Raw genomic sequence first — 24,146 nt, forward strand, 5'->3', positions numbered from 1 at the left:
CGTTCTTGCATTTGTAAGAGCATGATCCAGCTAGCCTATTCGTGTTGAACCGATCCGTAGACCGGTATAGCTGAATCCGGAGACCAATCATGTTGGTGCGATTAGTGATGCTGTCTCGTGCGTTTGGGGAGTCGCGATGACCATGTCGATAGCCGGCGTGCTGCCGACAGCTCCGCAATTGCTCTGCGCCTTCCAGGGCCGCCGATTTCAAGATCGAGTTTTACTGCGATCGGCACATGCGCTCGCGGAGTTGCACGAACGCCGGGGGCAGGTCCGCGATCCGATGTTGATCACCGAGATCGATTGCCGCCGCGACGAACTCGTTGACGATATCAATGATTGGGTGGAGCAGGAACTCCCGCAACACCGCAACGGAGCTGCGCTACACACCGAAAGTCTGGGGGCCGTGGTCGACCGCATGGCCCGGAGCTGGGTGGAAGCGAATCAAGTGATAGACCACGAGGGTGCGGCCAGCGATAACACCCATAAACACTGGTACCATCTTGCCGAACTCGTTGACGGTTACACTGATCTCGTAATCGACGTGGCCGGAGGCCGTCGCCGTTTACCAGAACAATGATTCGAAATGCATTGACACAATTGATGCATTGCTACAGTGTCATTGTCGCCAGCGGTGACGTCATTCGATGCGCGGCTATCCGACCAGTAGCCCGCACGAACCCTAGGACGTCGCCCGCCACAAGACGGCGGGCGCAACGGGGCGCCCCGCCCGGCGTGCCGCGTGGTCGACTGGCGCGGCACGCCCGCCCCTGATCTCCCACGGCGGGGCGCCCGATCACACTTTCGCGAAATTGCAGGCGTAAAAAAGCATTTCACAATCCTCCCTGGAGTGCGTCCATGACCACGCCCAACCCCCCGGCCCCGCACCTCTACACCCAAGCGGCCGCCGGCACCTTCCACATGGACCCCGCGGCCGCCCGCAAGTGCGCCGCAACCTACCTGCGCTTCGCCGACTCCCTAACCCCCCAAATCCACCAAACCACAACAACTCACGCCCTAACCGGCTTCGGCGGCTTCGACTCGGCCCACCAACTCCAGTCGGGCTTCGAACGCAAAGGCCACCACCTGACCGCCACCCTCAGGGCCCTCCACCAATCAGCCCTCCACCTGGCAGCCGCCCACCTCCTGGCCGCCGGCCTGATAGAGGCCACCGACACCCACACCGCCCGCCTCCTCGCCGCCGCCACCCAGAACTCTCCGAGCTGATCCCTCCTCGGAGAAACCAGTTGGGCCGCTACCCACCCGGGTACCGGCCCAACTGTCATGCCCGGACGGCTACACCGGCGACCCGCCGATTCCCGGCGGCGCGAGCCAAGCCTGATCGCCGGGTGGCAGCGCGCCACTGGTGACGGCCAGATCCGCTCGCGCACAGAGGTAGAAGCGATCTCGCCGCCGGCCGGTTTCCTCGAACAGCCGGACATACGCGTCGTGGTCGGCGTGCAGCCCCCGCGCCACCAGACTGAGCTGCCAGGCCGCCTCGGTCCAGTTCCGCGCGGCGGCAACGGCTTCGGGGGAGCCGAGCAGCAGAACCTGCTCCCACTTGGTCGTCTTCGCCGTATCGGCCTCGGCCAGCGCCCGCAAACCTTCGTCGATGTCGATCGGCTGCGCGGCGGTGGGATACCCACGGGCAGCGGCGATTCGGACGGCCAACGTGGCATAGGTCCTGAGCGCGTTGGCGTACTCGCTATAGGCGGCCAGGCGCTTCTCGTCCCAGCGGGCGGTCAGGCCACGCCGCCACTTGGCCCGCTCGTGCAGCGCGGTGCCAGAGAAGGTCGCCGCCGCACCCAGGATGACCCCGGCCAGCGGAAGAAGTTGAATAACGATCGCCCCCACGAATCGCATTGTCCCAGTGGGGGCGATCGCGGGGGCGAGGTTCGGTCAGCGGAGGGCGGCGCGGCCCTTGAGGCGGCCGAGGATTACCAGGGCTAGGAGGGTTACCAGGACCAGGAGGGTGGTGCTGGCGGCGGCGTCGAAGACTTCGCCTCGGTCGGTGGCGGCGAAGATGCTGACGGGGAGGGTTTTCCAGGTGGCGGGGTAGACCATGATGGTGGCGCCCAGTTCGCCCATGGAGAGGGCTATGGCCAGGCCGGCGGCGGCGCCGAGGGCGGGGAGGAGGAGGGGGAGGGTGATTCGGGTGAGGACTCGGAAGGGGGAGGCGCCCAGGGATTCGGCGGCTTGCTGGTAGCCGGGGTCGAGGCGGTCGAGAGCGGCTGAGACGCCGGAGAAGGCGTAGGCGAGGACCAGGACGGTGTGGGCCAGGATGACTATCCACTTGGTGCCGCCGAGGAGGAGGGGGCGCTCGTTGAAGGTGATGAGGACGCCCAGGCCGATGGCTACCGAAGGGACGGCTACCGGGACGTGGAAGACGGCGTCGGTGGTGCGGCGCAGCCAGGCGGGGGTTTCGCGGGAGGCCAGGGCGGCCCAGGTGCCTAGGACGAGAGCGATGAGGCTGGCCAGGAGGGCGGTTTGCAGGCTCACCGAGAGGCTGGCGGATTGTTCGCCGGAGAGGGCGCGGTCGAAATTGGCGAAGCCGAGATCGGAAGGGAGGGGGCCGGTCCAGCTGCCGGCCAGGGCGGCGGCGACGACCGTGGCGATGGGGGCCACGAAGACGATCGCCACCACCAGGGCGAAAACGGCCAGGACGGCGAGGCGGCCGCGGCGGGTCCAGACGAGCATGGTCAGGCCTCCTTGCGGGTGCTGGTGAGGCGGGAGAACAGCAGGCGGTAGCCGAGGTAGAGGCTCAGGGAGAGCAGGACCTGGATGGAGGCCAGGACCGCGGCGCCGGGCAGGTCGAAGGTGACGATGCCGCGCGTGTAGATCAGCGCGGGCAGGGTGATCACGCCCTTGGCGCCGGTGAACAGGACGATGCCGAACTCGTTGAGAGTCAGCAGGAGTACGAGGCTGCCGCCCGCCGCGAGAGCGGGCCAAGCCTCGGGAAGCACCACCTGCCGGAAGACACGCCACGGCGACGCGCCGAGGCTGGAAGCGACGTCGAGTTGTTCACGGGGCAGCTGCGCGAAGGCGGCCAGCAGCGGCCGCACCACGAAGGGGGTGAAGAAGGTGATCTCGGCGAGAATCACGCCCCAGGGGGTGGCCAGGAAGTTCAGCGCTGGTTCCTTGTCCCCGGTCAGCTGGGTGATGAAAGCATTGACGGCACCGGCGGTTCCGTAGAGGAACGTGAACGCGAGCGTCACCAGGAACGACGGCAACGTCAGCACCGTGTCGATGAGCCGCCCGACCAGCTGCGAACCGGGGAACGGGATGAACGCCAGCACCACCGCGAGGAAAGTCCCGAGGATCAGACAGCCGAGAGTGGAACTGACCGCGATGGAAACGGTGCGCCACAAGGCATTCCGGAACGATTCCTCACCCAGCACCTTGCCCCAGGTGTCCGTCCCGCGCCCGGATTTCGTCTTGGTGGACTCCAGCAGCACCCGCACGATCGGATACACGGCGATGAGCAGCACCACCAGCACCGGCGGCAACGTCCACAGCACGGGCCGCAGACCGCTCCGGGCGGACGGCGGCTCGGCGGCCGGTTCCGCGGGCGATTCGAGCAGGGCGGTCATGCGCGCACCTCGGAATCGTCTGCGGCGGAATCGGTTCCGGGCGCGGGCGGAATCAGCACGCCCGCCGGATCAGGGAAGCGCACACCGACGTGATCGCCCGCCACGAGCTCGCTGTGCCCGGGCACATCGGCGGTGAACTCGCCGGGAATCCCCGGCACGGTCAGATGCAGGCGCGTCGAAGCGCCCTTCCAAACAGCGGTGATCACGGTGCCGCGCAGCACATCTCGCTCGGTGAGCGCAGCGATCGCGATGGTGTGCGGCCGGACCACCAGCTGCGCCTCGGCATTCACCGCCCACTCCGGCCGCCCGACCCCCGGCCGCGGCGCCTCCGCCCGCAAGGTGTGCTCACCCACGCTCACCAGCGCCGTCGTCCCCGAAACCCGATTCACCGTACAGGGCAGCAGATTCGCCCCACCCAGGAACGACGCCGTGAAATCGGTCGACGGCTGCTGCCACAACTGCTTGGCGGTATCGATATCGACCAGCCGCGCATCCCGCATGACCGCGATCCGGTCCGCCAGCGCCAGCGCCTCGGACTGATCGTGCGTCACATACAGCATCGCCGTGTCCGGCAACGCTTTTCGCAGCTGCTGCAACTCCCCGAGCATGTTCTGCCGCAACTGCGCGTCCAGCGCCGCGAGCGGCTCGTCGAGCAACAGCACCTTGGGCCGGATGGCCAGCGCCCGCGCGATCGCGACCCGCTGCTGCTGCCCGCCGGACAGTTCGCGCGGCAGCCGCTTGGCGTACGCCCCCATCCCGACCATCTCGAGCGCTTCGGCGACCCGATCGCCGATCTCGTTGCGCGGCACCCGATGCGCCTTCAACCCGAACGCCACATTGTCATGCACTCGCATGTGCGGGAACAGCGCGTACGACTGCACCACCACCCCGATCCCGCGCTTGGCGGGCGAGAGATGGGTGACGTCGCGCCCGGCCAGCCGCACCGTGCCCGAGGTCGGCTGGACGAATCCGGCCAGGGCCTTGAGCGCGGTGGATTTGCCGGACCCGCTGGGGCCCAGGAGCGCGACCGTTTCCCCCGCGGCGACCCGCAGGTTGAAATCGGCCAGGGCGACGGTGGTTCTGCGGCCGCGGCCGTAGGTGACACCCACCCGGTCGAACACGATGGCCGGTTCGGTGGTGGCGTGGTCGGCCACCGTGTTCGTCGTCAACGCGGAAGACATGGTTGCTGCTCCTGGGCTCGATGCGAAAGGGCGACTAGCTACCGGTGGCCTTGTTGTAGGCGGCCACGTCGGCATCCAGCTCGTCGAGCACCTTGTTCCAATCGGGATGCACGATCTCGACGTTCTTGATCAGCGAGGCCGGCGATACCGCACCGGCCGGGGCGGGCGTGCCCGCGAGGTCGGTGCGGGCCGGGACGGCATTGGCGTCGGGCAGGGTCTTCTGCGCCTCGGCGGACAACAGGAAGGTCATCAGCTTCTTGCCGGCGTCGGAGTGCGGCGCACCCTTGGCCAGGCCCATCAGGTACGGCAGGGCGACGGTGGACTGCTTGCCGTCGGCGGCGGCCGGGAAGAAGAGGCTGAACTTGGAGCCCTTCTCCTTGATGGTGGCCAGGTTCATCTGGATGTCGCCGTTGGCGACGACGATCTCGCCCTTGTCGACCTTGGCCTGCAGCTTGCCGGTGGAGGAGGACGGGCCGACATTGTTGGCCTGCAGTTTGGCCAGGTAGTCCAGCGCGCCCTGCTTGCCGTAGAGCGACTGCAGCAGGATCAGCACCGCGGTGCCGTCACCGGCCTGGCCGGGGGTGGAGTACTGCAGCTTGCCCTTGTACTCCGGCTTCAGCAGGTCGTCCCAGGTCAGCTTGGCGGCATCGACCGACGGGTTGGCGATGAAGCACAGGTAGTTGCCGGCCAGCGTGACCCAGTTGCCCTTGGCGTCCTTGTCGGCGGCCGCGACGGCGCTGAAGTCGACGCCGCTGGACTGCAGCAGGCCCTGCTTGTCGGCCTTCTGCATGAACGGCGGCAGCGTGACGATGACGTCGGCCTGCGCGTTGGACTGTTCCTTGTCGACCCGGTTGACGACCTCGGCGGAGCCGGCCTCGACCAGGTTGACCGAAATCCCGGTCTGGTCCTTGAATTTCGCGAACTGGGTCTTGTACCAGTCGCCGACGCCGTCGGCGGAGTAGACGGTGACCGTCTTGCCGTCGGCGGAATCGCTGCCGGTACCGCCGCACGCGGTCAGGCTGAACGCGACCGCGGTGGCGGAGGTGAGGATCAATGCGGTGCGGGCGATGGTGCGTGCGAGGCGGTTGTTCGGATTACGCACGGTGCAAGCAACTTTCAGTTCGTGGGACGAGAAACTCGAAGGGATGGGGGATATCCGCCGGTCCGGCCGTGGGCCGCGCCGGCGGAATTCTCTAGGCGCGTTCGGCCAGCAGCAGCCGCGCGAACTCGGTGACGGTCGGCACCACGTGGGTGGCGCCGGCCGCGCGCAGCTGGTCTTCGTCGTGCGCGCCGGTCAGCGTGCCCGCCACGATGCGCGCCCCGGCGGCGAGCCCGGTGCCGATATCGCTGGCGGTATCGCCCAGCACGGCAACGCGATCCACCGCGTCGATGCCCAGCCGCAGCACGGCCGCCAGCACCATGTCCGGGTAGGGGCGGCCGCGGCCGGCGTCGGAGGGCGCGAGGGTGAGGTCGGCGATCTCGTTCCAGCCCAGCGCGTTCAGCAGCTTGTCCTGGGTCTCGCGGCTGAACCCGGTGGTCAGCGCCACCTTGATCCCGGCGGCGCGCAATGCCGAAATGGCTTCGGCGGCACCGGGAATCGGGGTCACTCCGGCGTCGGCGAATTCGGCGTAGGCGGCCTCGAACGCGGCGTTCCCGGCCTGGGCCCGCTCCTCGTCGCCGCCGGTCAGCGCCCGGAAGACGACGATCTTGGACTGGCCCATGGTGTCGATGACGTACTGCCGCGCGGCTTCCCGCTCCGGACCCTCGGCCGGGATTCCGGCGGCGGTGGCGGCCACTTCGAACGCCTTCAATACGAGCCCGTCGTCGGCGACGGTGGTACCGGCCATATCGAGGACGGCGAGGTCGATCTGCTTGTCGGACACAGCGTTTCCTTCTCGATCGGTGGTCGGTCAGAGGTTGAGCAGGTCGGCGGTCTCTTCACCGAGCGCCGGGCCGAGGGTCATGCCGCGCCCGCCGGGACCGGTGATGACCCAGACGTCGTCGGCGGCCTGCGCACGGGTCACGATGGTGCCCGGATCGATGCTCTGGCTGTACACGCCCGCCCAGCGCCGCACCACCTGCGGCAGCTTGCGCCCGAGCAGTTCCTCCATCACGCCGATGAGGTGCTCGTACGGGGCTTCGTCCACGTCGAAGTTGAACGGTTCGTCGTATTCGTGGGTGTCGCCGATGGTCAGGCCGCCGTGCAGGCGCTGCACGGCCAGGAGCTGCATCTTGTGCTGGGCGGCCGTGAACGGCTGCGCCTCTTCGGCATTCAGCTTGTCCAGTTCCGGTCCCGCGAAGAATGGGTAGTAGCGGAAGCTGTCGCCGTCGGCGATGGCGGTGGTGAGCGCCTCGCCCAGCGGCGCGGTCTGCATCATCTGCAGCCGCACCCGGCGCACCGGGATATCGCCGACGAGTTCGCGGGTCAGGCCGGAGTGCGCGGCGCCCGGGCAGACCAGCACCAGGTCGCCTTCGTGGCGGCGGCCGCGATCGTCGACGACAGTGGAGCCGGTGATGGTGCGCGCCTCGGTGCCGCTGAAGAAGGAGTAGCGCCCGCTGGCCTCCATATACCGGCGCAGTGCGGGCAGCGCCTGCCGTGATTCCACCGCGGCATCGGCCGAACAGTGCAGTCCGGCAAGGAATTTGCCGCGCAGCGCCGGGTTGAGGGCGCGCACCCGGTCGGGATCGAGCAGTTCGAAACCGCGTTCCGGATCGGCGCTGCGCGCGGCGGCTTCGGCCACCGCGAGCTCGTTCTCGGTGCGCACCAGGGTGATCGAGCCGGCGGGCCGGAAGCCGACGCCCGGCACCTTGCCGCCGATCTCTTCCCACAGCTGCCGCGACTTCAGGGTGAGGTCGAGTTCATTGGCGCTGCGCCCGGAAACCCACACCAGCCCGAAGTTGCGGACGGTCGCGCCGCGCGCTTCCACCTCGCGTTCGAGATGGACCACCTCGTGTCCGCGTCCGATGGCGGCCAGGGCGTGGGCGGTGCCAAGGATGCCGCCTCCAATGATGACCAATCGCATGCCCAACATGGTGGCCAATGGTCTAGACCTACGAGTGTTTCGTACGCTAACGCTAGGTTAACAATTGGTATAGACCAATCTTGTGTACATTGGGGGCATGGACACAACGGACGTTGCCGGGGTGGGAACCCGGCGCGCGGGGGATGGCGTGGCGGACGAAATGTCCGGCGCGGGAACCGATCCCGCTCGAATGCCCAAGTCTTACCGGGTGCGCGCGGAACTGGAATCGCTGCTCCGCGAACTCTCCGAGGGTGATCCGCTGCCCTCGGAGCGCGATCTGGCGGTGCGGTGCGGGGTGGCGCGCGAGACCGTGCGGCAGGCGGTGCGGGAGCTGCTGGTGGAGGGCCGCATCCGGCGGCAGGGGCGCGGGACGGTGGTGTCGCGTCCGAAGATGGTGCAGCCCATGACTTTACGGTCCTACACCGAGGGGGCGATCCGGTTCGGGCGGGTGCCGGGGCGTTTGCTGGTGCGCTGGCCCGACGAGCCCGCCGATCCGGATACGGCGCGCGATCTGGGCATCGAGCCGGGCACGCTCGTCATGCATCTGGAACGAATCCTGCTGGCGGACGGCGAGAGAATCGGCCTGGAAAGCACTTTCATGCCGCTGCCGCGGTTCGCCGCGCTGCGCGACACGTACAACCCGGAGACGTCGCTGTACGCGGCGACCCGGGCGATGGGTGTGGTGTACGCGAACGCCACCGAACGCGTGGAGACGGTGCTGGCCTCACCCCGGGAGGCGGCGCTGCTCGAGTGCACGACGGCGCTGCCCATGCTGCTATTGCATCGCCGCAGTGTGGGGCCGGACGGTGTGCCCATCGAACGCGTGCGATCCCTCTATCGCGGCGATCGCATTGCGTTCCAAGCGAATCTGCACGACTGATCTGCCGAAAGCGCGCCGCGATGACGGCGCGCTTCTGGTCGGAACAGCGGGGTGTCAGCGCACCTGCGGGGCGACCTTCTCGCCGAGCAGTTCGATATTGCGCAGCACCTTCTCGTGCGGCAGCGTGCCCACGCTGGTGTGCAGCATGAAGCGGTCCAGGCCGAGCGTGTCGCGAATGTCGGCGATCTTGCCCGCCACATAGTCGGGCGTGCCGACGAACAGCGATCCGCTCTGCGATCGCAGGGCGTCGAACTGCTCGCGGGTCATCGGACCCCAGCCGCGTTCGCGCCCGATGCCGGACATGGCCGCCGCGTACGGCTTGTAGAAGTCGTTCACGGCCTGCGAATCCGTTTCGGCCACATAGCCGTGCGCGTGCACCGCGACCGGCTGCGGTTCGTGCCCGCCCTGTTCGAGCGCGCGATGGTAGAGGTCCACCAGCGGCTTGAACCGCGCCGGCTGCCCGCCGATGATGGCGATGGCCAGGGGCAGGCCCAGCAGGCCCGCGCGCACCACGGACTCGGGCGATCCGCCCACCGCGATCCACACCGGCAGCGGCCGGTTCTCGGTGCGCGGGTACACGATCGCGTTGTCGAGGGGCGCCCGGAACTTCCCGGACCAGGTGACCGGTTCGTCCTCGCGCAGCTTCAGCAGCAGCGCCAGCTTCTCCTCGAACAGTTCGTCGTAATCAGCCAGGTCGTACCCGAACAGCGGGAACGATTCGATGAACGAACCGCGCCCGGCCATCAGTTCGGCACGGCCATCGGACAATCCGTCCAGTGTCGCGAAGTCCTGGTACGCCCGCACCGGATCGACCGAGCTCAGTACGGTGACCGCGCTGGTCAGCTGAATCCGCTCGGTCCGCGACGCGATGGCCGCCAGCACCACGGCCGGTGAGGAGGCGGCGAAGTCCTTGCGGTGATGCTCGCCCACGCCGTACACGTCCAGCCCGGCCCGCTCGGTCACCACGGCTTCCTCGACCACCTGCCGCAGGCGTTCACCAGCGGTCGGCACCGGTCCGTCGCCACCGACCGGGTGCGTCTCGGCGAATGTCGTCAGTCCCAATTCCACGGCTCGCGCCCTTCTCTCACGTTGTTTCCAAGTCAACTACAGGGCTAAACGGACCACGGTCCGGAAAGATTCCCGGAGGATGGAGACCCTGGTCCGGGGCGGATCGGGGGCGAGGCCCCCGAGACTGCGAAGCGCGCCGCGCGGGCGGATAGTCTTGTTCGCATGTCAGTGCGCACCCGCAAACCCCTCGTTCCCGGCACCCAGTCGCCCATTCGTGAGGTGCCGAAATCGATCGAGCGACCCGAATACGCGTGGAAGAAGACCGCCAACGAGGGGCACGAGCCGTGGGTGCAGACCCCGGAGACCATCGAGAAGATGCGGCTGGCCAGCAAGCTGGCCGCGCAGGCGATGGAGGAAGCGGGCAAGGCGGTCGTGCCCGGTAATACGACCGACCAGCTCGACGCCATCGTGCACGAGTACCTGATCGACCACGGGGCCTACCCGTCGACCCTGGGCTACAAGGGTTTCCCCAAGTCCTGCTGCACCTCCATGAACGAGGTCATCTGCCACGGCATCCCGGACTCGACGGTCATCGAGGACGGCGACATCGTGAACATCGATGTGACGGCCTATATCAACGGCGTGCACGGCGACACCAACAAGACGTATCTCGCGGGCGATGTGGACGAAGAGGTGAAGCTGCTCGTCGAGCGCACCCACGAGGCCACCATGCGGTCGATCAAGGCCGTGAAGCCGGGCCGGGCGCTCAATGTCATCGGCCGCGTGATCGAGTCCTATGCCAATCGCTTCGGCTACGGCGTGGTCCGTGACTTCACCGGGCACGGCGTCGGCCCGACCTTCCACAGCGGACTGGTCATCCTGCATTACGACAACCCGGCGGTGGAGTCGGTGATCGAACCGGGCATGACCTTCACCATCGAGCCCATGATCAACCTCGGCGGCATCGATTACGAGATCTGGGACGACGGCTGGACCGTGGTCACCAAGGACAAGAAGTGGACTGCCCAGTTCGAGCACACGCTGGTGGTCACCGAGGACGGCGCAGAGATCCTCACGCTGCCGTGAGCAGGGGAGAAAGTGGGGGCCACGCCCCCACGCCCCCGATGGGCGAGCTGTGAAAGGCGCGCTGCTCATTGCCGGAACCACGTCCGACGCGGGCAAAAGCGTTGTCGTGGCCGGGCTCTGCCGGCTGCTGGCGCGACGCGGGGTCCGCGTCGCGCCGTTCAAGGCGCAGAACATGTCCAACAACTCCGTCGTCACCTTGGACGGCGGGGAGATCGGGCGTGCCCAGGCTTTGCAGGCGCGCGCCGCGGGTCTCGAGCCGAGCGTGCGATTCAATCCCATCCTGCTCAAGCCGGGCAGTGACCGCCGCTCGCAACTGGTGGTCCGGGGCAAGGCCGTCGACACGGTCGGGGCCAAGGACTACTTCCGGCACCGTCAGGCTCTGCGCGCCGTCGTCGCCGAGGAATTGGCCGCGCTGCGTGCGGAATTCGATGTCGTCATCTGTGAGGGCGCCGGATCACCCGCCGAAATCAACCTCCGGGCAACCGATCTGGCCAATATGGGCCTGGCCCGCGCCGCGAACCTGCCCGTGCTCGTGGTCGGCGATATCGATCGCGGGGGCGTGCTGGCCCACCTGTTCGGCACCGTCGCCATCCTGGAACCCGAAGACCAGCAACTCATTTCGGGCTTCATCGTCAACAAATTCCGCGGCGACGTGGACCTGCTGAAACCCGGTATCGATCAGCTGACCGCGCTCACCGGCCGCCCCACCCTCGGCGTCATCCCCTTCGCCGAGGACCTCTGGATCGATGCCGAGGACTCGCTCGGCACCGTCGCCGACGCCCCCGTCGGCCGCCCGCAACCCCCGCGCGGGACCGAATGGCTGACCGTCGCCGCCGTCCGCCTGCCCCGCATCTCCAACTCCACCGATGTCGAAGCCCTCGCTTGCGAACCGGGCGTCGCGGTGCGCTGGGTGCGCGATCCGTCCCGCCTCACCGGCGCGGACCTGGTCGTCGTCCCCGGCAGCAAATCCACCGTGAGCGATCTGGAATGGCTGCGCCGCACCGGAATCGCCGACGCCCTGACCGCCCGCGCGGCCGCCGGCGGACCCATCCTGGGCATCTGCGGCGGCTACCAGATGCTCGCCCGCACCATCACCGATCGCGTGGAATCGGGCGCGGGCACCGTCCCCGGTCTCGGCCTGCTCGACCTCGACATCGAATTCGGCGAGCCGAAGGTGCTGCGCCGCAACGCCGGTCACGCCGGACCGATTCCCGTGCACGGTTACGAGATCCACCACGGCCGCGTCACCCGCACCGGCGACGCACCCTGGCTGGAACTCGACGGCGTCCCGGAAGGCAGTGTGCGCGACGCCATCTGGGGCACCCATCTGCACGGCGCCCTGGAATCCGACGCATTCCGCCGCGCCTGGCTGGCCGAAGTCGCCGAACGCGCCGGCCGCACCGGTTTCCGTGTCGCCGAGGACGTTTCGGTCGCCGAAATCCGCACCGCCCAGCTGGACCTGCTCGCCGATCTACTGGACAAGCATCTCGACGCCGAAGCCCTGGACCGTCTCATCGCCACCGGCGCTCCCGGAAATCTCCCCGTCCTCACCGTGAACACACGTTGAACAGTGAACGCCCGGTAAACAAGTGACCCTGCTCACAGCAATCTGACCGAGACGCCGCGAGCGGTTTCCAGCGCCCTGTAGCGTGATCGCTATGGAATCTCGGCGGATCACGGTCGGTGACCGCGTGTGGACCGTGCGAGTCGGAGGACCCGAATCGCGACACCACGTGCTCCTACTCCCAGATGTGGGCGATCCGGCCGACGTATACGACCAGGTCTGCGCGCGTTTGCAGACCTCGGACCTGCACACCATCGTCATCGAACCCGGCGCCGGGCTCGACAGCGCCACGGTGCTGGCCATCCTCGACGAGCTGAAAGTGCCGTGGGCCAATCTGGTCGGCTGCGGCAGCGGCGCGCAACTGGCCTGGCAACTGGCCGCGCGCGGCTTCGGCCGTTTCATGAGCCTGATCGCCGCGGGCCACGGCCACCCGGCCGCCGCGGGCGCGGACGGCCAGGTCGCCGACCCGGGCTGCCCGCCGGTGGAGATCCCCACCACGCTGCTGGCCACCAAGAGCCTGCCGCGCGCCGTCGCCGAGGCCTCCGGGCGCTTCGTCTACGGCGAATTCCGGCTCGTCCCGGTGGATGTGGCGGACGTGGCCGGGGAAGCCGGCCACGAACTCGCCACCGAGGTAGTGCTACGCACCAGCTTCTGGTGAACCGGTGGCCGCGAGCCACGTCAGCCAGGAATCGAGCTCGGAGAACGCCTGTGCGCGAGGCTTTTCCGAGGACAGGAAGACATCGTGGCGGGCGCCTGAGATGGGCACGATATTGGTGCGATCGCCCAGGCAGCCCGCCCATTTCTGAATCTGCCGCACATCCAGCACCAGATCCGCGACATCGGCGGCCGGGCCGTACTCACGCATGAACTTGGTCACCTTGGACCGCAGGATCAGCGCGGGCACGCCGATGTCCAGGCCCCGGTGCAGCCGGAAATGCCCGCGCCGGATGGCCCGGATCCAGCCCGCGTGCACCGGGAAACCGGTCAGCGGCTTCCAATCCAGGTTGTAGTCCCACTCGCCGGACACGGTGCGGTGCAGGCTGTCTCCGTAGGCGGTGGACACGCCCAGCGGCAGCTTGGTGAATGCGCTCAGCCGGCCCAGGCCCTCCAGCAGCGGGGTGCCGATCGACCGGAAGTAGGCGGGGCCCTGCAGGTCGAACCACGGGCTGTTGAGCACCAGGCCCGAAATGCCCTGCGCGCCGCTGCCCTCGGCGGCATTGAGCCGGTGCAGCCACAGCGCGGTCACCAGGCCGCCGGTGGAATGCGCCATGACCAGGACCGGCAGCCCGGTCTCCTGGCGGATGATCTCCAGCGAGCGATTCAGTTCCGCGTCGTAGAGCGCCAGATCGCTCACGTAGTGCGGGGTCTGCCCGGGGCGCGTGGAACGACCGCACTTGCGCAGGTCCAGCGCATAGAAGGCATTGCCCTGCGCGGCCAGGTGCTCGGCCAGGTGTTCCTGGAAGAAGTAGTCGGTGAAACCGTGCACGTACAGCACGGCTTGGGTGGCCGCGGGCGCGGCGGCGGGCTGATAGCGGACCAGCGTGCCCACCACCTCGCCCTCGCCGTCCGGATCGGGCCCGAGCGGGATGGTGAGCTGCTGATAGTCGGCCCCGAGGACATCGGGTTGCCAGTCCCCGGCGGCCGGGATCGAGGTGGGCGAGACGGCTGCGGATGACGTATCAGAGGTCACATGCTCAATCTAAACGCCACCACTCCGCTTGAAAACCGCGAGGCATCTCTCACATTCGGGCTTTTCGTTGCGGGAAATCGTCGTGTCCAGGGGCACAATCGGACATAGGTGAACGACGGGTAACCTAACCGCTGCTGGGTTGCCCTACACAGACAAGGAAGTCGATCAACGCCGTGTCGAATGCTGCCACGATTGAAAAGACCGATGTAGTCCTCATCGGAGCCGGCATCATGAGCGCCACGCTCGGTGCCCTGCTGCGTCAGGTGCAGCCGGATTGGTCGATCACCGTTTTCGAGCGGCTCGAGGCCGCCGCCGCCGAGTCCTCGGACCCGTGGAACAACGCCGGCACCGGCCACTCCGCGCTCTGCGAGCTGAACTACACGCCGCAGAACGCCGCCGGTGAGGTGGAGATCTCCAAGGCCGTCGACATCAACGAGCGTTTCCAGGTGTCGCGCCAGTTCTGGTCGTACGCGGTCGAGAACGGCGTGCTGGCCGCGCCCTCGCACTTCATCAACCCGATTCCGCACGTGAGCTTCACGCACGGCGCCCATGGCGTCGAGTACCTGCGCAAGCGGCACGCGGCGCTCTCGCGGCACCCGCTCTTCGAGGGCATGGAGTTCATCGACGATTCGGCCGAGTTCGCCTCGCGACTACCGCTGATGGCCAAGGGCCGCGACTTCTCCGATCCGGTCGCCCTGAACTGGACCGACTACGGCACCGATATCGACTTCGGTGAGCTCACCAAGGAGCTGCTGGCCTACCTCGGCGCGTCCGGCGCGGATATCGCCTTCGGGCACCAGGTGCTGAACCTGACCAAGCAGTCCGATGGTTCGTGGCTGGTGAAGGTCCGCAACGAGCGCACCGGCAAGGTGCGCGTCGTGAACGCCAAGTTCGTGTTCGTCGGTGCGGGCGGCGGCGCGCTGCCGCTGCTGCAGAAGTCGGGCATCAAGGAGATCGCCGGCTTCGGCGGCTTCCCGGTGTCGGGCCTGTTCCTGCGCGCCACCAACCCGGAGCTGGTCGCCCAGCACGAGGCCAAGGTGTACGGCCAGGCGTCGGTCGGCGCGCCGCCGATGTCGGTGCCGCACTTGGACACTCGCGTCATCAACGGTGAGCGCGGCCTGCTGTTCGGCCCGTACGCCGGCTGGACGCCGAAGTTCCTCAAGGACGGCAAGTACACCGACCTGATCAAGTCGGTGAAGCCCAACAACCTGTTCTCCATGCTGGGCGTCGGCGTCACCGAGATGGGTCTGGTCAAGTACCTGGTCGAGGAGCTGCTCAAGTCGCAGGCCGGTCGCGTGGACTCCATGGAGGAGTTCATTCCGCGCGCCGACGGCAAGGACTGGGAGCTGATCATCGCCGGTCAGCGGGTGCAGATCATTCGCCGCAAGGGTGCGGGCGGTGTGCTGGAACTGGGCACCGCGGTCATCGCGGCCGAGGACGGCTCCATCGCCGGTCTGCTCGGCGCCTCCCCGGGCGCGTCGACCTGCGTGAGCGCCATGCTCGACGTCATGCAGAAGTGCTTCCCGCGCGAATTCGGTTCCTGGGAGCCGAAACTCAAGGAGATGGTGCCCTCGCTCGGCGTCAAGCTCTCGGAGAACCAGGCCCTGTTCAAGGAGGTCTGGGACTGGTCGCAGCAGGCCCTGCGGCTGGACGGCAACAACACGCCGAAGCACTCGGGGGTCGCTTCTCACGCGTAGTTGTGATAGCAAGACTCGATGATGTCAACGGTTGCTCTCAAACGGTCGTGGGCCGAGGATCTCGATACCGCGACGCTGTACAAGCTGTTGAAACTTCGTGTCGAGGTGTTCGTCGTCGAACAGAAGTGCGCGTACCCCGAGCTCGATGGTCTCGATCTGCTCCCGGAAACCCGGCACTTCTGGCTCGACGACGAGGGTGACGTGATCTGCACCCTGCGCCTGCTGGAAGAACACAACGACGGCGTGAAGTCGTTCCGCATCGGCCGCCTGTGCACCGCCCCCGAGGCACGCGGCCACGGCTACACCACCCGCCTGCTCCAGGCCGCCCTGGCCGAAGCCGGTTCCGCGACAGTGCGTTTGAACGCCCAGACCTACCTGGTCGACATGTACACCAAGCACGGTTTCAAGCTCGACGGCCCGGAGTACATCGAGGACGGGATCCCGCACATCCCGATGCGTCGCGGCTGACAACTGTTGTCCCGCAGCCCCTGGCCGATTGCCAGGGGCTGTGTTGTTTCCGGCGCCAGTCGCCGCGCGCAGGCGCCGTCGATCATGGAGCCGGGCGGAGCGCCGGGGTGCTGGTGCGGGGTGGATCTTCGGGGCGAGGAGGGCGGGCCTAGAGTTGGGGCGTGTCCGTTTCCTCTGCGACCGCGCATTTCGAATCCGCACAGCTGACCGGTTCCTCGGGTGAGGAGGCGGGGTTTCCGTTCTCGGCGGTGGTCGGGCAGGAGCGATTGCAGCTGGCGCTGGTGCTGAGCGCCGTGCACCCCGGTATCGGGGGCGTGCTGGTGCGGGGCGAGAAGGGGACGGCGAAATCCACGGTGGTGCGCGCGCTCGCGCAGCTGCTGCCGCCGGTGGTGGACGAGAGCGGCGCGCGCCCGGCGCGGCTGGTGGAGCTGCCGGTCGGCGCGACCGAGGATCGGGTGGTCGGATCGCTGGATCTCGAACGGGTGCTGCGTGATGGGGAGCAGGCGTTCAAACCGGGGTTGCTGGCGGCCGCGCATCACGGTGTGCTGTACGTGGACGAAGTGAACCTGCTGCACGATCATCTGGTGGACGTGCTGCTCGATGCCGCGGCCATGGGGCGCGTGCACATCGAGCGCGACGGCGTATCCCACACGCACCCGGCGCGATTCGTGCTCGTGGGCACCATGAACCCGGAGGAAGGCGAGCTGCGCCCGCAGTTGCTGGACCGGTTCGGCCTGACCGTGGACGTGGTGGCTTCGCGGAATGTGGACGTGCGCATGGCCGTGGTGCGGCGGCGGCTCGATTACGAGGCCGATCCCGCCGCCTTCGCCGATCGCTACGCCGCCGCGGATCGTGAAGTGGCCGAACGGATTCTGACCGCGCGCGACCGGCTCGCCGAGGTTGCCCTCGACAATGTGGAGCTGCGGCGGATCGCCGCCCTGTGCGCGGCCTTCGACGTGGACGGCATGCGCGCCGACCTGGTGGTGGCGCGCACCGCGACCGCGCACGCGGCCTGGCGGGGAGCCGCCGAGGTGACCGAAGCCGATGTGCGGATCGCGGCGGAACTCGCACTGCCGCATCGGCGTCGGCGAGACCCGTTCGATGAACCGGGCATCAGTCAGGAACAACTCGACGACGCCATGCGGCAGGCCGACGAGCAGGCGCGTCAGGGTGGTGACGACTCGGGAAAAGGTGACGCGGTCCCGCAGGACGAGACTGCGGGACCGCTGAACGAGACCGGGAACGGATCGGACGACGATCCGGACGGCGGGCCGGATTCGCCCGGGGGCGGACAGGATTCGCCGCAGGACGGCGGTTCCGGATCGGGCGAACAGGCGAACCCGCCGGGGACGGAGATCTCCGGATCCGATGCCCCGGAAACGGATTCGGCCCCGGAAGGCTCGGCCGACTCCGCCGAAACGCAAGACCCTCGCGCCGATTTCCTCGATCCGCGTACGGAAGAGGAACTGCTGCGCGGGTTGCAGTCGGAATCCACTGCTTCCGAAGGCGGCCGAGGCGGAGCGCGCGAAGGTCAGGTCGCGGCCCCGACCGGCGTCCTGCCCAAACCGCCGCGCTGGGAAGTCCCCGGCGTCGGCGAAGGCGCGTCCGGCCGCCGCTCCCGCGCCCGCACCCGTCAGGGCCGCGTGGTGCGCGCGACCGAAGACCACGGCACCGGCCTGCACCTGCTCGGCACCATCTTCGCCGCCGCCCCGCACCAGTTCTCCCGGGGCCGTCTCGCCGGCCCCCTCGCCTTCGAAGCGGACGACCTGCGCGGCGCGTATCGCGAAGGCCGCGAAGGCAATCTGATCGTCTTCGTCGTCGACGCCTCCGGTTCCATGGCCGCCCGCGACCGCCTCTCCGCCGTCACCGGCGCCATCGTCGCCCTGCTGCGCGACGCCTACCAGCGCCGCGACAAGGTCGCCGTCATCACCATGCGCGGCGCGGAAGCCACCCTGGCGCTGCCGCCCACCAACTCCATCGACATCGCCGTCCGCCGCCTCACCGATATGCGCACCGGCGGCAAAACCCCGCTCGCCCAAGGACTTCTGAAGGCCCGCGAGATCATCCACCGCGAACGCGTCCGCGACCCGCACCGCCGCCCCATGGTCGTCCTCCTCACCGACGGCCGCGCCACCGGCGGCACCGACCCCGTCCCGCGCGCCCGCGCCGCCGCCCGCCTGCTGGCCCGCGACTCCGTCACCTCGATGGTCGTCGACTGCGAACGCGGCATGATCCGCCTCGGCCTGGCCCGCGATATCGCCCGCGAACTCCGCGGCGGCTACCTGCAACTCGGTGAACTCACCGGCGAAACCGTCGCGGGCGTCGTCCGCGCGGGCGTGCGTGCGGCCTGAGCTCGTTCGGTGCGCTCGTGCGGTGAGTCCGCGGAATGAGTCCGCGTCCAGGCGCGGAACCGGCGCGGCGGCAGCGCCGTTGATACGGCATGGGGATATTCCGTCGCAAGAAGAACAAGCAGCGCGCGAACAACGAGCCGAGCCTGGCCGCCGAGGCCGGAATGGAAGTGGCCGGTGAGGGGATGTTCTGGTTGATCGCCGCGGGCATCCGCAAGCTGCTGTCCGCCGTGGCACACGCGCTGCCGTGACGCCGCGCTGCTGATCCGTGCCCGGCTTCGAGGCCGGTGGGGGCATGTGGCACCGTGGATCGGACGGCCGATCGGCCGGGCGCGAAAGGAGCTCATCGATGCCTCAGGGTGTTCCGCTGCCGGAGAGCATTCCGGACGACGGATTGACGACTCGGCAGCGGCGGAATCAGCCGGTGCTGGCCGTGCACACCGGGCCGGGCAAGGGGAAGTCGACCGCGGCGTTCGGGATGGCGTTGCGGGCCTGGAACCAGGGCTTCGATGTGGCGGTGTTCCAGTTCGTGAAGAGCGCCAAGTGGAAGGTGGGGGAGGAGGCCGCTTTCCGTACCCTCGGCGCGCTGCACGAGGAGAAGGGGCTCGGGGGCGCGGTGGAATGGCACAAGATGGGGGAAGGGTGGTCGTGGACCCGTAAGCAGGGGAGCGACGAGGATCATGCGGCCGCCGCGCTCGCGGGCTGGCAGGAGATCGCGCGCCGCCTGGCCGCCGAACAGCACCGCTTCTACGTGCTCGACGAATTCACCTATCCCCTGAAGTGGGGCTGGGTGGACGTCGACGAGGTCGTCGAGACCCTGCGCGACCGGCCCGGCAATCAGCACGTGGTCATCACCGGCCGGGACGCGCCGCAGGCGCTGATCGACGCCGCCGACCTGGTCACCGAAATGACCAAGGTCAAGCACCCGATGGACGCGGGCCGCAAGGGCCAGCGCGGCATCGAATGGTGACCACCCCCGCCGTGGTCATCGCCGCGCCCGCCTCGGGCAGCGGAAAGACCACCGTCGCAACCGGTTTGATCGGTGCGCTCCGCCGCGCCGGTCACCGCGTGGCCCCCTTCAAGGTTGGCCCCGACTACATCGACCCCGGTTACCACGGCCTCGCCGCCGGCCGCCCCGGCCGCAATCTGGACCCCGTCCTGGTGGGCGCGGACCGCGTGCTGCCGCTGTTCCACCACGGCAGCCGCGGCTGCGACCTCGCCGTGGTCGAAGGCGTCATGGGCCTGTTCGACGGCCGCATCGACGAGAACAACACGGCCCCCGTGGCCGAAGGCTCCACCGCCCAGATCGCCGCCATGCTCGGCGCGCCCGTGATTCTGGTGGTCGACGCGCGCGGCCACAGCCAATCGCTGGCCGCCCTCCTGCACGGTTTCGCCACCTTCGACACCGGAATCCGTTTGGGCGGAGTCATTCTCAACCGCGTCGGCAGCGAACGTCACGAACAAGTCCTCCGCGCCGCCTGCACCCGGGTCGGCCTCCCGGTCCTCGGCGCACTCCCGCGCCTGGCCGAACTGGAGGTCCCCTCCCGCCACCTCGGCCTCATCCCCGCCGTCGAACACGGAGCAGCCGCCCGCTCAGCCGTCGACGCCATGACCGACCTGGTCGCCGCGCACATCGACCTCGCTGCAATAGCGGCGTTGGCCGCACCGAGTGCCCTCGGTGCGTCATGGGATCCGGTTGCCGAAATCCACACCGCCGCAGAGACTGCCGGTCTCATTCATCGAATCCCGGCCGCGAGCGCGGTGGTGCGGGATCTGTCCGACGGAGGTCTCGACGGTTCGGGTTCGCCGGCTGCCGGCGTAGCCGGGCGGACTGGCCTTACGAACGATGACCGCGGTGTGGATTTGCCGAGCGGCGAGGCGTGGGCGAACGCAAACCTCGCGGGTGCCGGCCTGCCGGACGGTGCCTCGGCGACGGTGCTCGCCGGATCCGGTCCGGTGGTGGCCGTGGCGGGCGGCGCGGCATTCACCTTCGGGTACGCCGAACACCGTGAACTGCTCGAGGCGGCAGGCGCACAGGTCGCCGTCTTCGACCCGCTGCGCGACGAACTCCCCACCGGCACAGCCGCTCTGGTCCTCCCCGGCGGCTTCCCCGAAGAACACGCCGCCGGACTGGCCGCGAACACCGCCCTTCTCACGGCGATCGCCGAAGGCGCGGCGCGGGGCCTGCCCATCCACGCCGAATGCGCGGGCCTGCTCTACCTCACCCGTTCTCTCGACGGCCACCGCATGGCCGGAGTCATCGACGCCGAAGCCGAATTCGGCCCCCGCCTCACCCTCGGCTACCGAGACGCCGTGGCCCTCACCGATTCCCCGCTCTGGTCGGCAGGCGAACGCGTACGCGGCCACGAATTCCACCGCACCCGCCTGACCGCCGTCGGCACGGACCCGCTCGCCTGGGGCTGGCGCGCACCGTCCGGCGAAACCGTCCGCGAAGGCGCGATCCGCAATCGGGTCCACGCCTCCTACCTCCACACCCACCCCGCCGGCAACCCGGCCGCCATCGCCCGCTTCGTCACCGCCGCAGTCGATTTCGCCCGCGACCACGTCCCGGCATGAATCGCGATCCGGTGCTCGGCAGCGGCGGCGCCACACGCGAATGGGAGTCGAGTCGCGGCGCTCCGGCCGTCACCTTGCCCCCCGGTGAGTATGCCGTCGGGGTGGGACTGCGCCCGGGCGTCGCTGCCGATTCGGTGCTGGCGGCGATTCTGGAAGTGCTGGGGGACAGCAGGGTTCGTGTTCTGGCGACGGTTGATCGGCGGGCCGGGGAACCCGGGTTGACGGCTGCTGCCGCTCGGCTGGCGGCGCCGATCGTCGCGTTCACGCCGGAGCAGCTGGCCGGGGTGGTGGTGCCCAACCCCTCGATGCGCACCACCGCCGCCGTGGGTACCGCGAGTGTCGCGGAGGCTGCCGCCCTGCTGGCGGCGGAGGGCGGATCGCTGGTGGTTCCCAAACGGGTGGTCGGTGGAATGACCATTGCCGCAGCGATTTTCACGGGGAAGCAGGGTTCATAGCGGGGCAGGTCCGGAAACGAGGACGCCGCACCCGCCCACTGGTTGGGTTGTGGGCGGATGCGGCGGGGCGGGCCTCCTGCGCGTGGGTTGGAGGCCCGCTGATCGGGGGTTACGGCGCCACGGAGCCCCAGTCGGCGAAGCCGGTGGGATCGTGGCGGCCCAGGGAGCCGTGTTCGAAGAGGCCGTAGCCGATGTCGTCGCCGCAGCGGGCCTTGCCGACGTGGTCGATGACGCCGAAGGGGATACGTCCGGCGATGGCGGGGTCGGTGAGGTCGTAGAGCTTGGACTCGGACCAGTTGCGGCCCTTCCACTGGCCGTGCAGCCAGTCGGGGTCGCCGCCGTAGCCGCAGCCGACGTTCAGGGCGATGAAGGTGCCGGCCTCCACCTCGAGCTCGAGCGGCTTGCCGTCGGCGGCGGTGAGGTCGACGCGGACGCCGGTGGGGATGCGGGTGCCCGACTTGTAGGTGAAATGGGTTCGGGGCCAGCCCAATTGCTCCACGCGGCCGTCGTTCCAGACGCGGGTGGCGTCGTTGAGGGTGCGGAAGCCGTTGGGTTCTTCCTGCAGGATCACGATGATCGAGTAGTCGTCGAAGCGCAGCGGCAGATACAGCCACCAGAAACCTTCGGACGGCTCGTCTGCCACCCGGCCGGCGGGATCGGAGTCGCCGACGGGACGGATGCCCCAGGAGCGGTCGCGGGTGCCCATCCAGCTGGCGGGGTCGACGGTGAAATCGGTGCCGTCGACCTGCAAAGTGCCCGCCCAGGAACCGGTCTGGGCGAAGCGCTGCGCGTCGATCAGCGCCTTCTTCATCCCGGTGATGATGGTGTGCGGTTCCTCCTGGATGGCGGGGCCGGAACCCTCCCAGGTCAGGTCGAACGACAGGTCGTCGTGTTCGCAGACGACGCGCAGCTTCCGCAGCGGTTCGATCACCTCGATGCGGTAGCCGCCGACCGCCAGGTTCAGCGAACGCTGTTCGAGCGCGTCCGAGAACCGCACGGCGCGTTGGGTATCGCCCTTGCGCACGGTGGCGAAGGCATCGACCACACCCAGGTTCGGGTACACGCCGAACCCGGTGATGAGCATGGTCTCACCGGTGGTGTCGATGGCGTTGAAGTAGCTGCGATCGTAGAAGTTCTTGTCGCTGTGCACGACCCGGTTCACCGGCAGCGGGGCCTGGTGGATGGGGTATTCGTCCAGCGGTCCGATCAGGGAGTTCATCTCTCTCAATCCCAAGCGTAGGTGCCGTCGAGCAGAGCCTCGAGGAGCTTGCGGTGCATGACGTAGTCGTCGCGGTCGTCGGTGTCGGTGGCCTCGCCGAAGTGGATCATGCGGCGGCGGATGCGCGCCATCACGATGCCGTGCCGCAGCGCCGCGTAGATCAGGTACCAGTCCAGGTCGCGCACGGCGTGCCCGGTGGCTTCCTCGTACAGCTTCTCGACGTCGCTGCGCCGCAGGAAGTCCGGCAGCCCGGCCTGATCGAAGGTGGTGGCGATGTCCTGGAAGAACCGGTGGATCAGGATCGGCCAGGCCACATCCATCTCGCGCGGGCCGAGCGCGGCCATCTCCCAGTCGAGCACGGCCGAGGGCTTCCCGTCCTCGAACATGATGTTGCCGGGGCGGGCGTCGCCCCAGTTCAGCACGTCCGGTTCGGTGTCGTCCGGCCAGTTCGCCTCGAGCTGCTCGAAGGCCCGCTCCAGCACGGGAATCCGGAATCCGTCGCGCGCCAGCGCCCAGTCGTACCAGTCCTTCTGCGCCTGGAAATGCCGCCGCAGCGCCGAACCCTCACCATCGAGCATCGGGAATCGCTCGGCCGGCTTGTCGATCCCGTGCACCTTGGCGATGGCGTCCACGGTGTGCCGGGTGATCTCGAGCCGCTGCTCCGGCGTGGCGTCGAACACCCATCCGAAGAACACGTAGGGCGGATTGTCCTCGCACACGATGCCGTTCACCCGCCGCATGACGATGAACGGCGCGCCCAGCACGGACGCGTCCTCCTCCAGCCAGCACAGCGGCGGGATCGGCAGGTCGGTGTGCTCGGCGACCCCGGCCATGATCGCGTATTGCGTTGCCAGGTCGTACTTCTCGAAGACCGGGAAGGAGCTCTCGGTCGGTGGCATCCGGGCCACGAACGAACCGCCCGCGGGTTCCCCGTGCTCGGTCCATTCGGCATCGAAGAGCAGGGTGGTGCTGGACATGCCGCCGGTGGACGGTTTGGTCAGCGAGGTGACCCGCGGCGGTTCGTCGGCATCGACCCGGGTCGCCAGCCATTGGGCGAGTTTGCTCGCCAGCTCGGCGTCGTCGCCGTCGGAGACGGTGAGTTCCCATCTCTGGTTGGGGTCGTCGGCCGACATTCGGTTGCCTCCTGCGCACTGATGAGTCGAGCGTGTAGCGGCGGGCCGCAGTGGTATCGGGCCTGGTCCAGCCCGCTGTGACCCCGGTTACACGGGTGTGAGAAATGTAACTTGTTCCAATTCGAAAATGCAGGGATTCGGGCTTTCAGTACCGGTCACCGAGACGTGGTTTTTTCCGGGGTATTTCGACTAGGCACAGGACTCCGGTAGGGCTGGCACGTAGTCCT

Annotated in this window: 24 protein-coding genes; 13 read left to right on the plus strand and 11 right to left on the minus strand. The window is 68.4% G+C overall.

The window, feature by feature from the left end:
- The first annotated feature begins 136 nt into the window (after nt 1–136).
- Together LTV02_RS01775 and LTV02_RS01780 are read left to right on the plus strand one after the other, a co-directional pair.
- The gene (locus LTV02_RS01775) at nt 137–580 is read left to right on the plus strand and encodes a DUF4254 domain-containing protein (protein ID WP_067827400.1); all 444 of its coding nucleotides are present in this window, start codon (nt 137–139) and stop codon (nt 578–580) included.
- 278 nt (nt 581–858) lie between these two features.
- The gene (locus LTV02_RS01780) at nt 859–1,227 is read left to right on the plus strand and encodes a hypothetical protein (RefSeq protein WP_233037434.1); all 369 of its coding nucleotides are present in this window, start codon (nt 859–861) and stop codon (nt 1,225–1,227) included.
- 69 nt (nt 1,228–1,296) lie between these two features.
- Here LTV02_RS01780 and LTV02_RS01785 read toward each other — a convergent pair whose 3' ends face one another.
- The 7 genes from LTV02_RS01785 to LTV02_RS01815 all read right to left on the minus strand — a co-directional run bounded on the left by LTV02_RS01785 (nt 1,297) and on the right by LTV02_RS01815 (nt 7,794).
- Nucleotides 1,297–1,854 (minus strand): hypothetical protein, encoded by a 558-nt coding sequence (locus LTV02_RS01785; RefSeq protein WP_233037436.1) that lies wholly within the window; start codon nt 1,852–1,854, stop codon nt 1,297–1,299.
- 45 nt (nt 1,855–1,899) lie between these two features.
- Entirely contained in the window at nt 1,900–2,697 is a 798-nt protein-coding gene (locus LTV02_RS01790) for an ABC transporter permease (protein WP_233037438.1), read from the minus strand.
- Between the two features lie 2 nt (nt 2,698–2,699).
- Nucleotides 2,700–3,590 carry a 2-aminoethylphosphonate ABC transporter permease subunit gene (locus tag LTV02_RS01795; protein ID WP_233037440.1) on the minus strand — a complete coding sequence of 297 codons (891 nt, stop codon included), beginning with the start codon at nt 3,588–3,590 and terminating at the stop codon, nt 2,700–2,702.
- Entirely contained in the window at nt 3,587–4,771 is a 1,185-nt protein-coding gene (locus LTV02_RS01800) for an ABC transporter ATP-binding protein (protein ID WP_233037442.1), read from the minus strand. Before LTV02_RS01800 ends, LTV02_RS01795 begins: the two co-directional genes overlap by 4 nt.
- Before the next feature lie 34 nt (nt 4,772–4,805).
- Nucleotides 4,806–5,873, minus strand: a complete 1,068-nt coding sequence (locus LTV02_RS01805) for a 2-aminoethylphosphonate ABC transporter substrate-binding protein (RefSeq protein ID WP_067721926.1) — start codon at nt 5,871–5,873, stop codon at nt 4,806–4,808.
- A 91-nt stretch (nt 5,874–5,964) separates the two neighbouring features.
- Nucleotides 5,965–6,618, minus strand: a complete 654-nt coding sequence (locus LTV02_RS01810; RefSeq protein ID WP_233041436.1) for a phosphonatase-like hydrolase — start codon at nt 6,616–6,618, stop codon at nt 5,965–5,967.
- A gap of 63 nt (nt 6,619–6,681) precedes the next feature.
- Nucleotides 6,682–7,794 carry a TIGR03364 family FAD-dependent oxidoreductase gene (locus LTV02_RS01815; RefSeq protein ID WP_233037444.1) on the minus strand — a complete coding sequence of 371 codons (1,113 nt, stop codon included), beginning with the start codon at nt 7,792–7,794 and terminating at the stop codon, nt 6,682–6,684.
- Nucleotides 7,795–7,954: 160 nt separating this feature from the next.
- On the opposite strand from LTV02_RS01815, the gene LTV02_RS01820 reads away from it, so the two are divergent.
- Entirely contained in the window at nt 7,955–8,674 is a 720-nt protein-coding gene (locus LTV02_RS01820) for a GntR family transcriptional regulator (protein ID WP_233041438.1), read from the plus strand.
- 54 nt (nt 8,675–8,728) lie between these two features.
- Here LTV02_RS01820 and LTV02_RS01825 read toward each other — a convergent pair whose 3' ends face one another.
- Entirely contained in the window at nt 8,729–9,742 is a 1,014-nt protein-coding gene (locus LTV02_RS01825) for an LLM class flavin-dependent oxidoreductase (protein ID WP_233037446.1), read from the minus strand.
- 162 nt (nt 9,743–9,904) lie between these two features.
- Between LTV02_RS01825 and map the strand changes: the two genes are divergently transcribed.
- The 3 genes from map to LTV02_RS01840 all read left to right on the plus strand — a co-directional run bounded on the left by map (nt 9,905) and on the right by LTV02_RS01840 (nt 12,990).
- Nucleotides 9,905–10,768: a type I methionyl aminopeptidase gene (gene map, locus LTV02_RS01830; protein WP_233037448.1), complete on the plus strand. Its 864-nt coding sequence runs from the start codon at nt 9,905–9,907 to the stop codon at nt 10,766–10,768.
- Nucleotides 10,769–10,817: 49 nt separating this feature from the next.
- Nucleotides 10,818–12,335, plus strand: a complete 1,518-nt coding sequence (locus LTV02_RS01835; protein WP_233037450.1) for a cobyric acid synthase — start codon at nt 10,818–10,820, stop codon at nt 12,333–12,335.
- 91 nt (nt 12,336–12,426) lie between these two features.
- Nucleotides 12,427–12,990, plus strand: a complete 564-nt coding sequence (locus LTV02_RS01840) for an alpha/beta fold hydrolase (RefSeq protein WP_067721918.1) — start codon at nt 12,427–12,429, stop codon at nt 12,988–12,990.
- Here the strand turns inward: LTV02_RS01840 and LTV02_RS01845 are convergent.
- Nucleotides 12,970–14,022, minus strand: a complete 1,053-nt coding sequence (locus LTV02_RS01845) for an alpha/beta hydrolase (RefSeq protein ID WP_233037452.1) — start codon at nt 14,020–14,022, stop codon at nt 12,970–12,972. The genes LTV02_RS01840 and LTV02_RS01845 overlap by 21 nt on opposite strands.
- A 230-nt stretch (nt 14,023–14,252) precedes the next feature.
- Between LTV02_RS01845 and mqo the strand changes: the two genes are divergently transcribed.
- From mqo to LTV02_RS01880, 7 genes are all read left to right on the plus strand, one after another.
- Complete coding sequence (gene mqo / locus LTV02_RS01850) at nt 14,253–15,719, plus strand: malate dehydrogenase (quinone) (RefSeq protein ID WP_233037454.1); 1,467 nt, start codon at nt 14,253–14,255, stop codon at nt 15,717–15,719.
- 18 nt (nt 15,720–15,737) lie between these two features.
- On the plus strand, nt 15,738–16,187 hold the full coding sequence (locus LTV02_RS01855) for a GNAT family N-acetyltransferase (protein WP_067721914.1): 450 nt from the start codon (nt 15,738–15,740) through the stop codon (nt 16,185–16,187).
- A gap of 203 nt (nt 16,188–16,390) precedes the next feature.
- Nucleotides 16,391–18,538 (plus strand): magnesium chelatase subunit D family protein, encoded by a 2,148-nt coding sequence (locus LTV02_RS01860; protein WP_233041440.1) that lies wholly within the window; start codon nt 16,391–16,393, stop codon nt 18,536–18,538.
- An 89-nt stretch (nt 18,539–18,627) separates the two neighbouring features.
- Nucleotides 18,628–18,786, plus strand: a complete 159-nt coding sequence (locus LTV02_RS01865) for a hypothetical protein (RefSeq protein WP_233037456.1) — start codon at nt 18,628–18,630, stop codon at nt 18,784–18,786.
- Nucleotides 18,787–18,884: 98 nt separating this feature from the next.
- Nucleotides 18,885–19,505, plus strand: coding sequence for a cob(I)yrinic acid a,c-diamide adenosyltransferase (gene cobO / locus LTV02_RS01870; protein ID WP_233037467.1), 621 nt, complete (start codon nt 18,885–18,887; stop codon nt 19,503–19,505).
- A complete protein-coding gene (locus LTV02_RS01875; protein WP_233037469.1) occupies nt 19,499–21,112 on the plus strand; it encodes a cobyrinate a,c-diamide synthase in 1,614 nt (537 codons plus the stop codon). The genes cobO and LTV02_RS01875 overlap by 7 nt, the downstream gene beginning before the upstream one ends.
- On the plus strand, nt 21,109–21,567 hold the full coding sequence (locus LTV02_RS01880; protein ID WP_233037471.1) for a cobalamin biosynthesis protein: 459 nt from the start codon (nt 21,109–21,111) through the stop codon (nt 21,565–21,567). The genes LTV02_RS01875 and LTV02_RS01880 overlap by 4 nt, the downstream gene beginning before the upstream one ends.
- 109 nt (nt 21,568–21,676) lie before the next feature.
- Here LTV02_RS01880 and LTV02_RS01885 read toward each other — a convergent pair whose 3' ends face one another.
- Nucleotides 21,677–22,777 carry a hypothetical protein gene (locus LTV02_RS01885; RefSeq protein ID WP_408639383.1) on the minus strand — a complete coding sequence of 367 codons (1,101 nt, stop codon included), beginning with the start codon at nt 22,775–22,777 and terminating at the stop codon, nt 21,677–21,679.
- A 14-nt stretch (nt 22,778–22,791) separates the two neighbouring features.
- On the minus strand, nt 22,792–23,919 hold the full coding sequence (locus LTV02_RS01890; protein ID WP_233037482.1) for a phosphotransferase family protein: 1,128 nt from the start codon (nt 23,917–23,919) through the stop codon (nt 22,792–22,794).
- Nucleotides 23,920–24,146: the final 227 nt, after the last annotated feature.

It is taken from the genome of Nocardia yamanashiensis, from assembly GCF_021183565.1.
Classification (GTDB): domain Bacteria; phylum Actinomycetota; class Actinomycetes; order Mycobacteriales; family Mycobacteriaceae; genus Nocardia; species Nocardia yamanashiensis.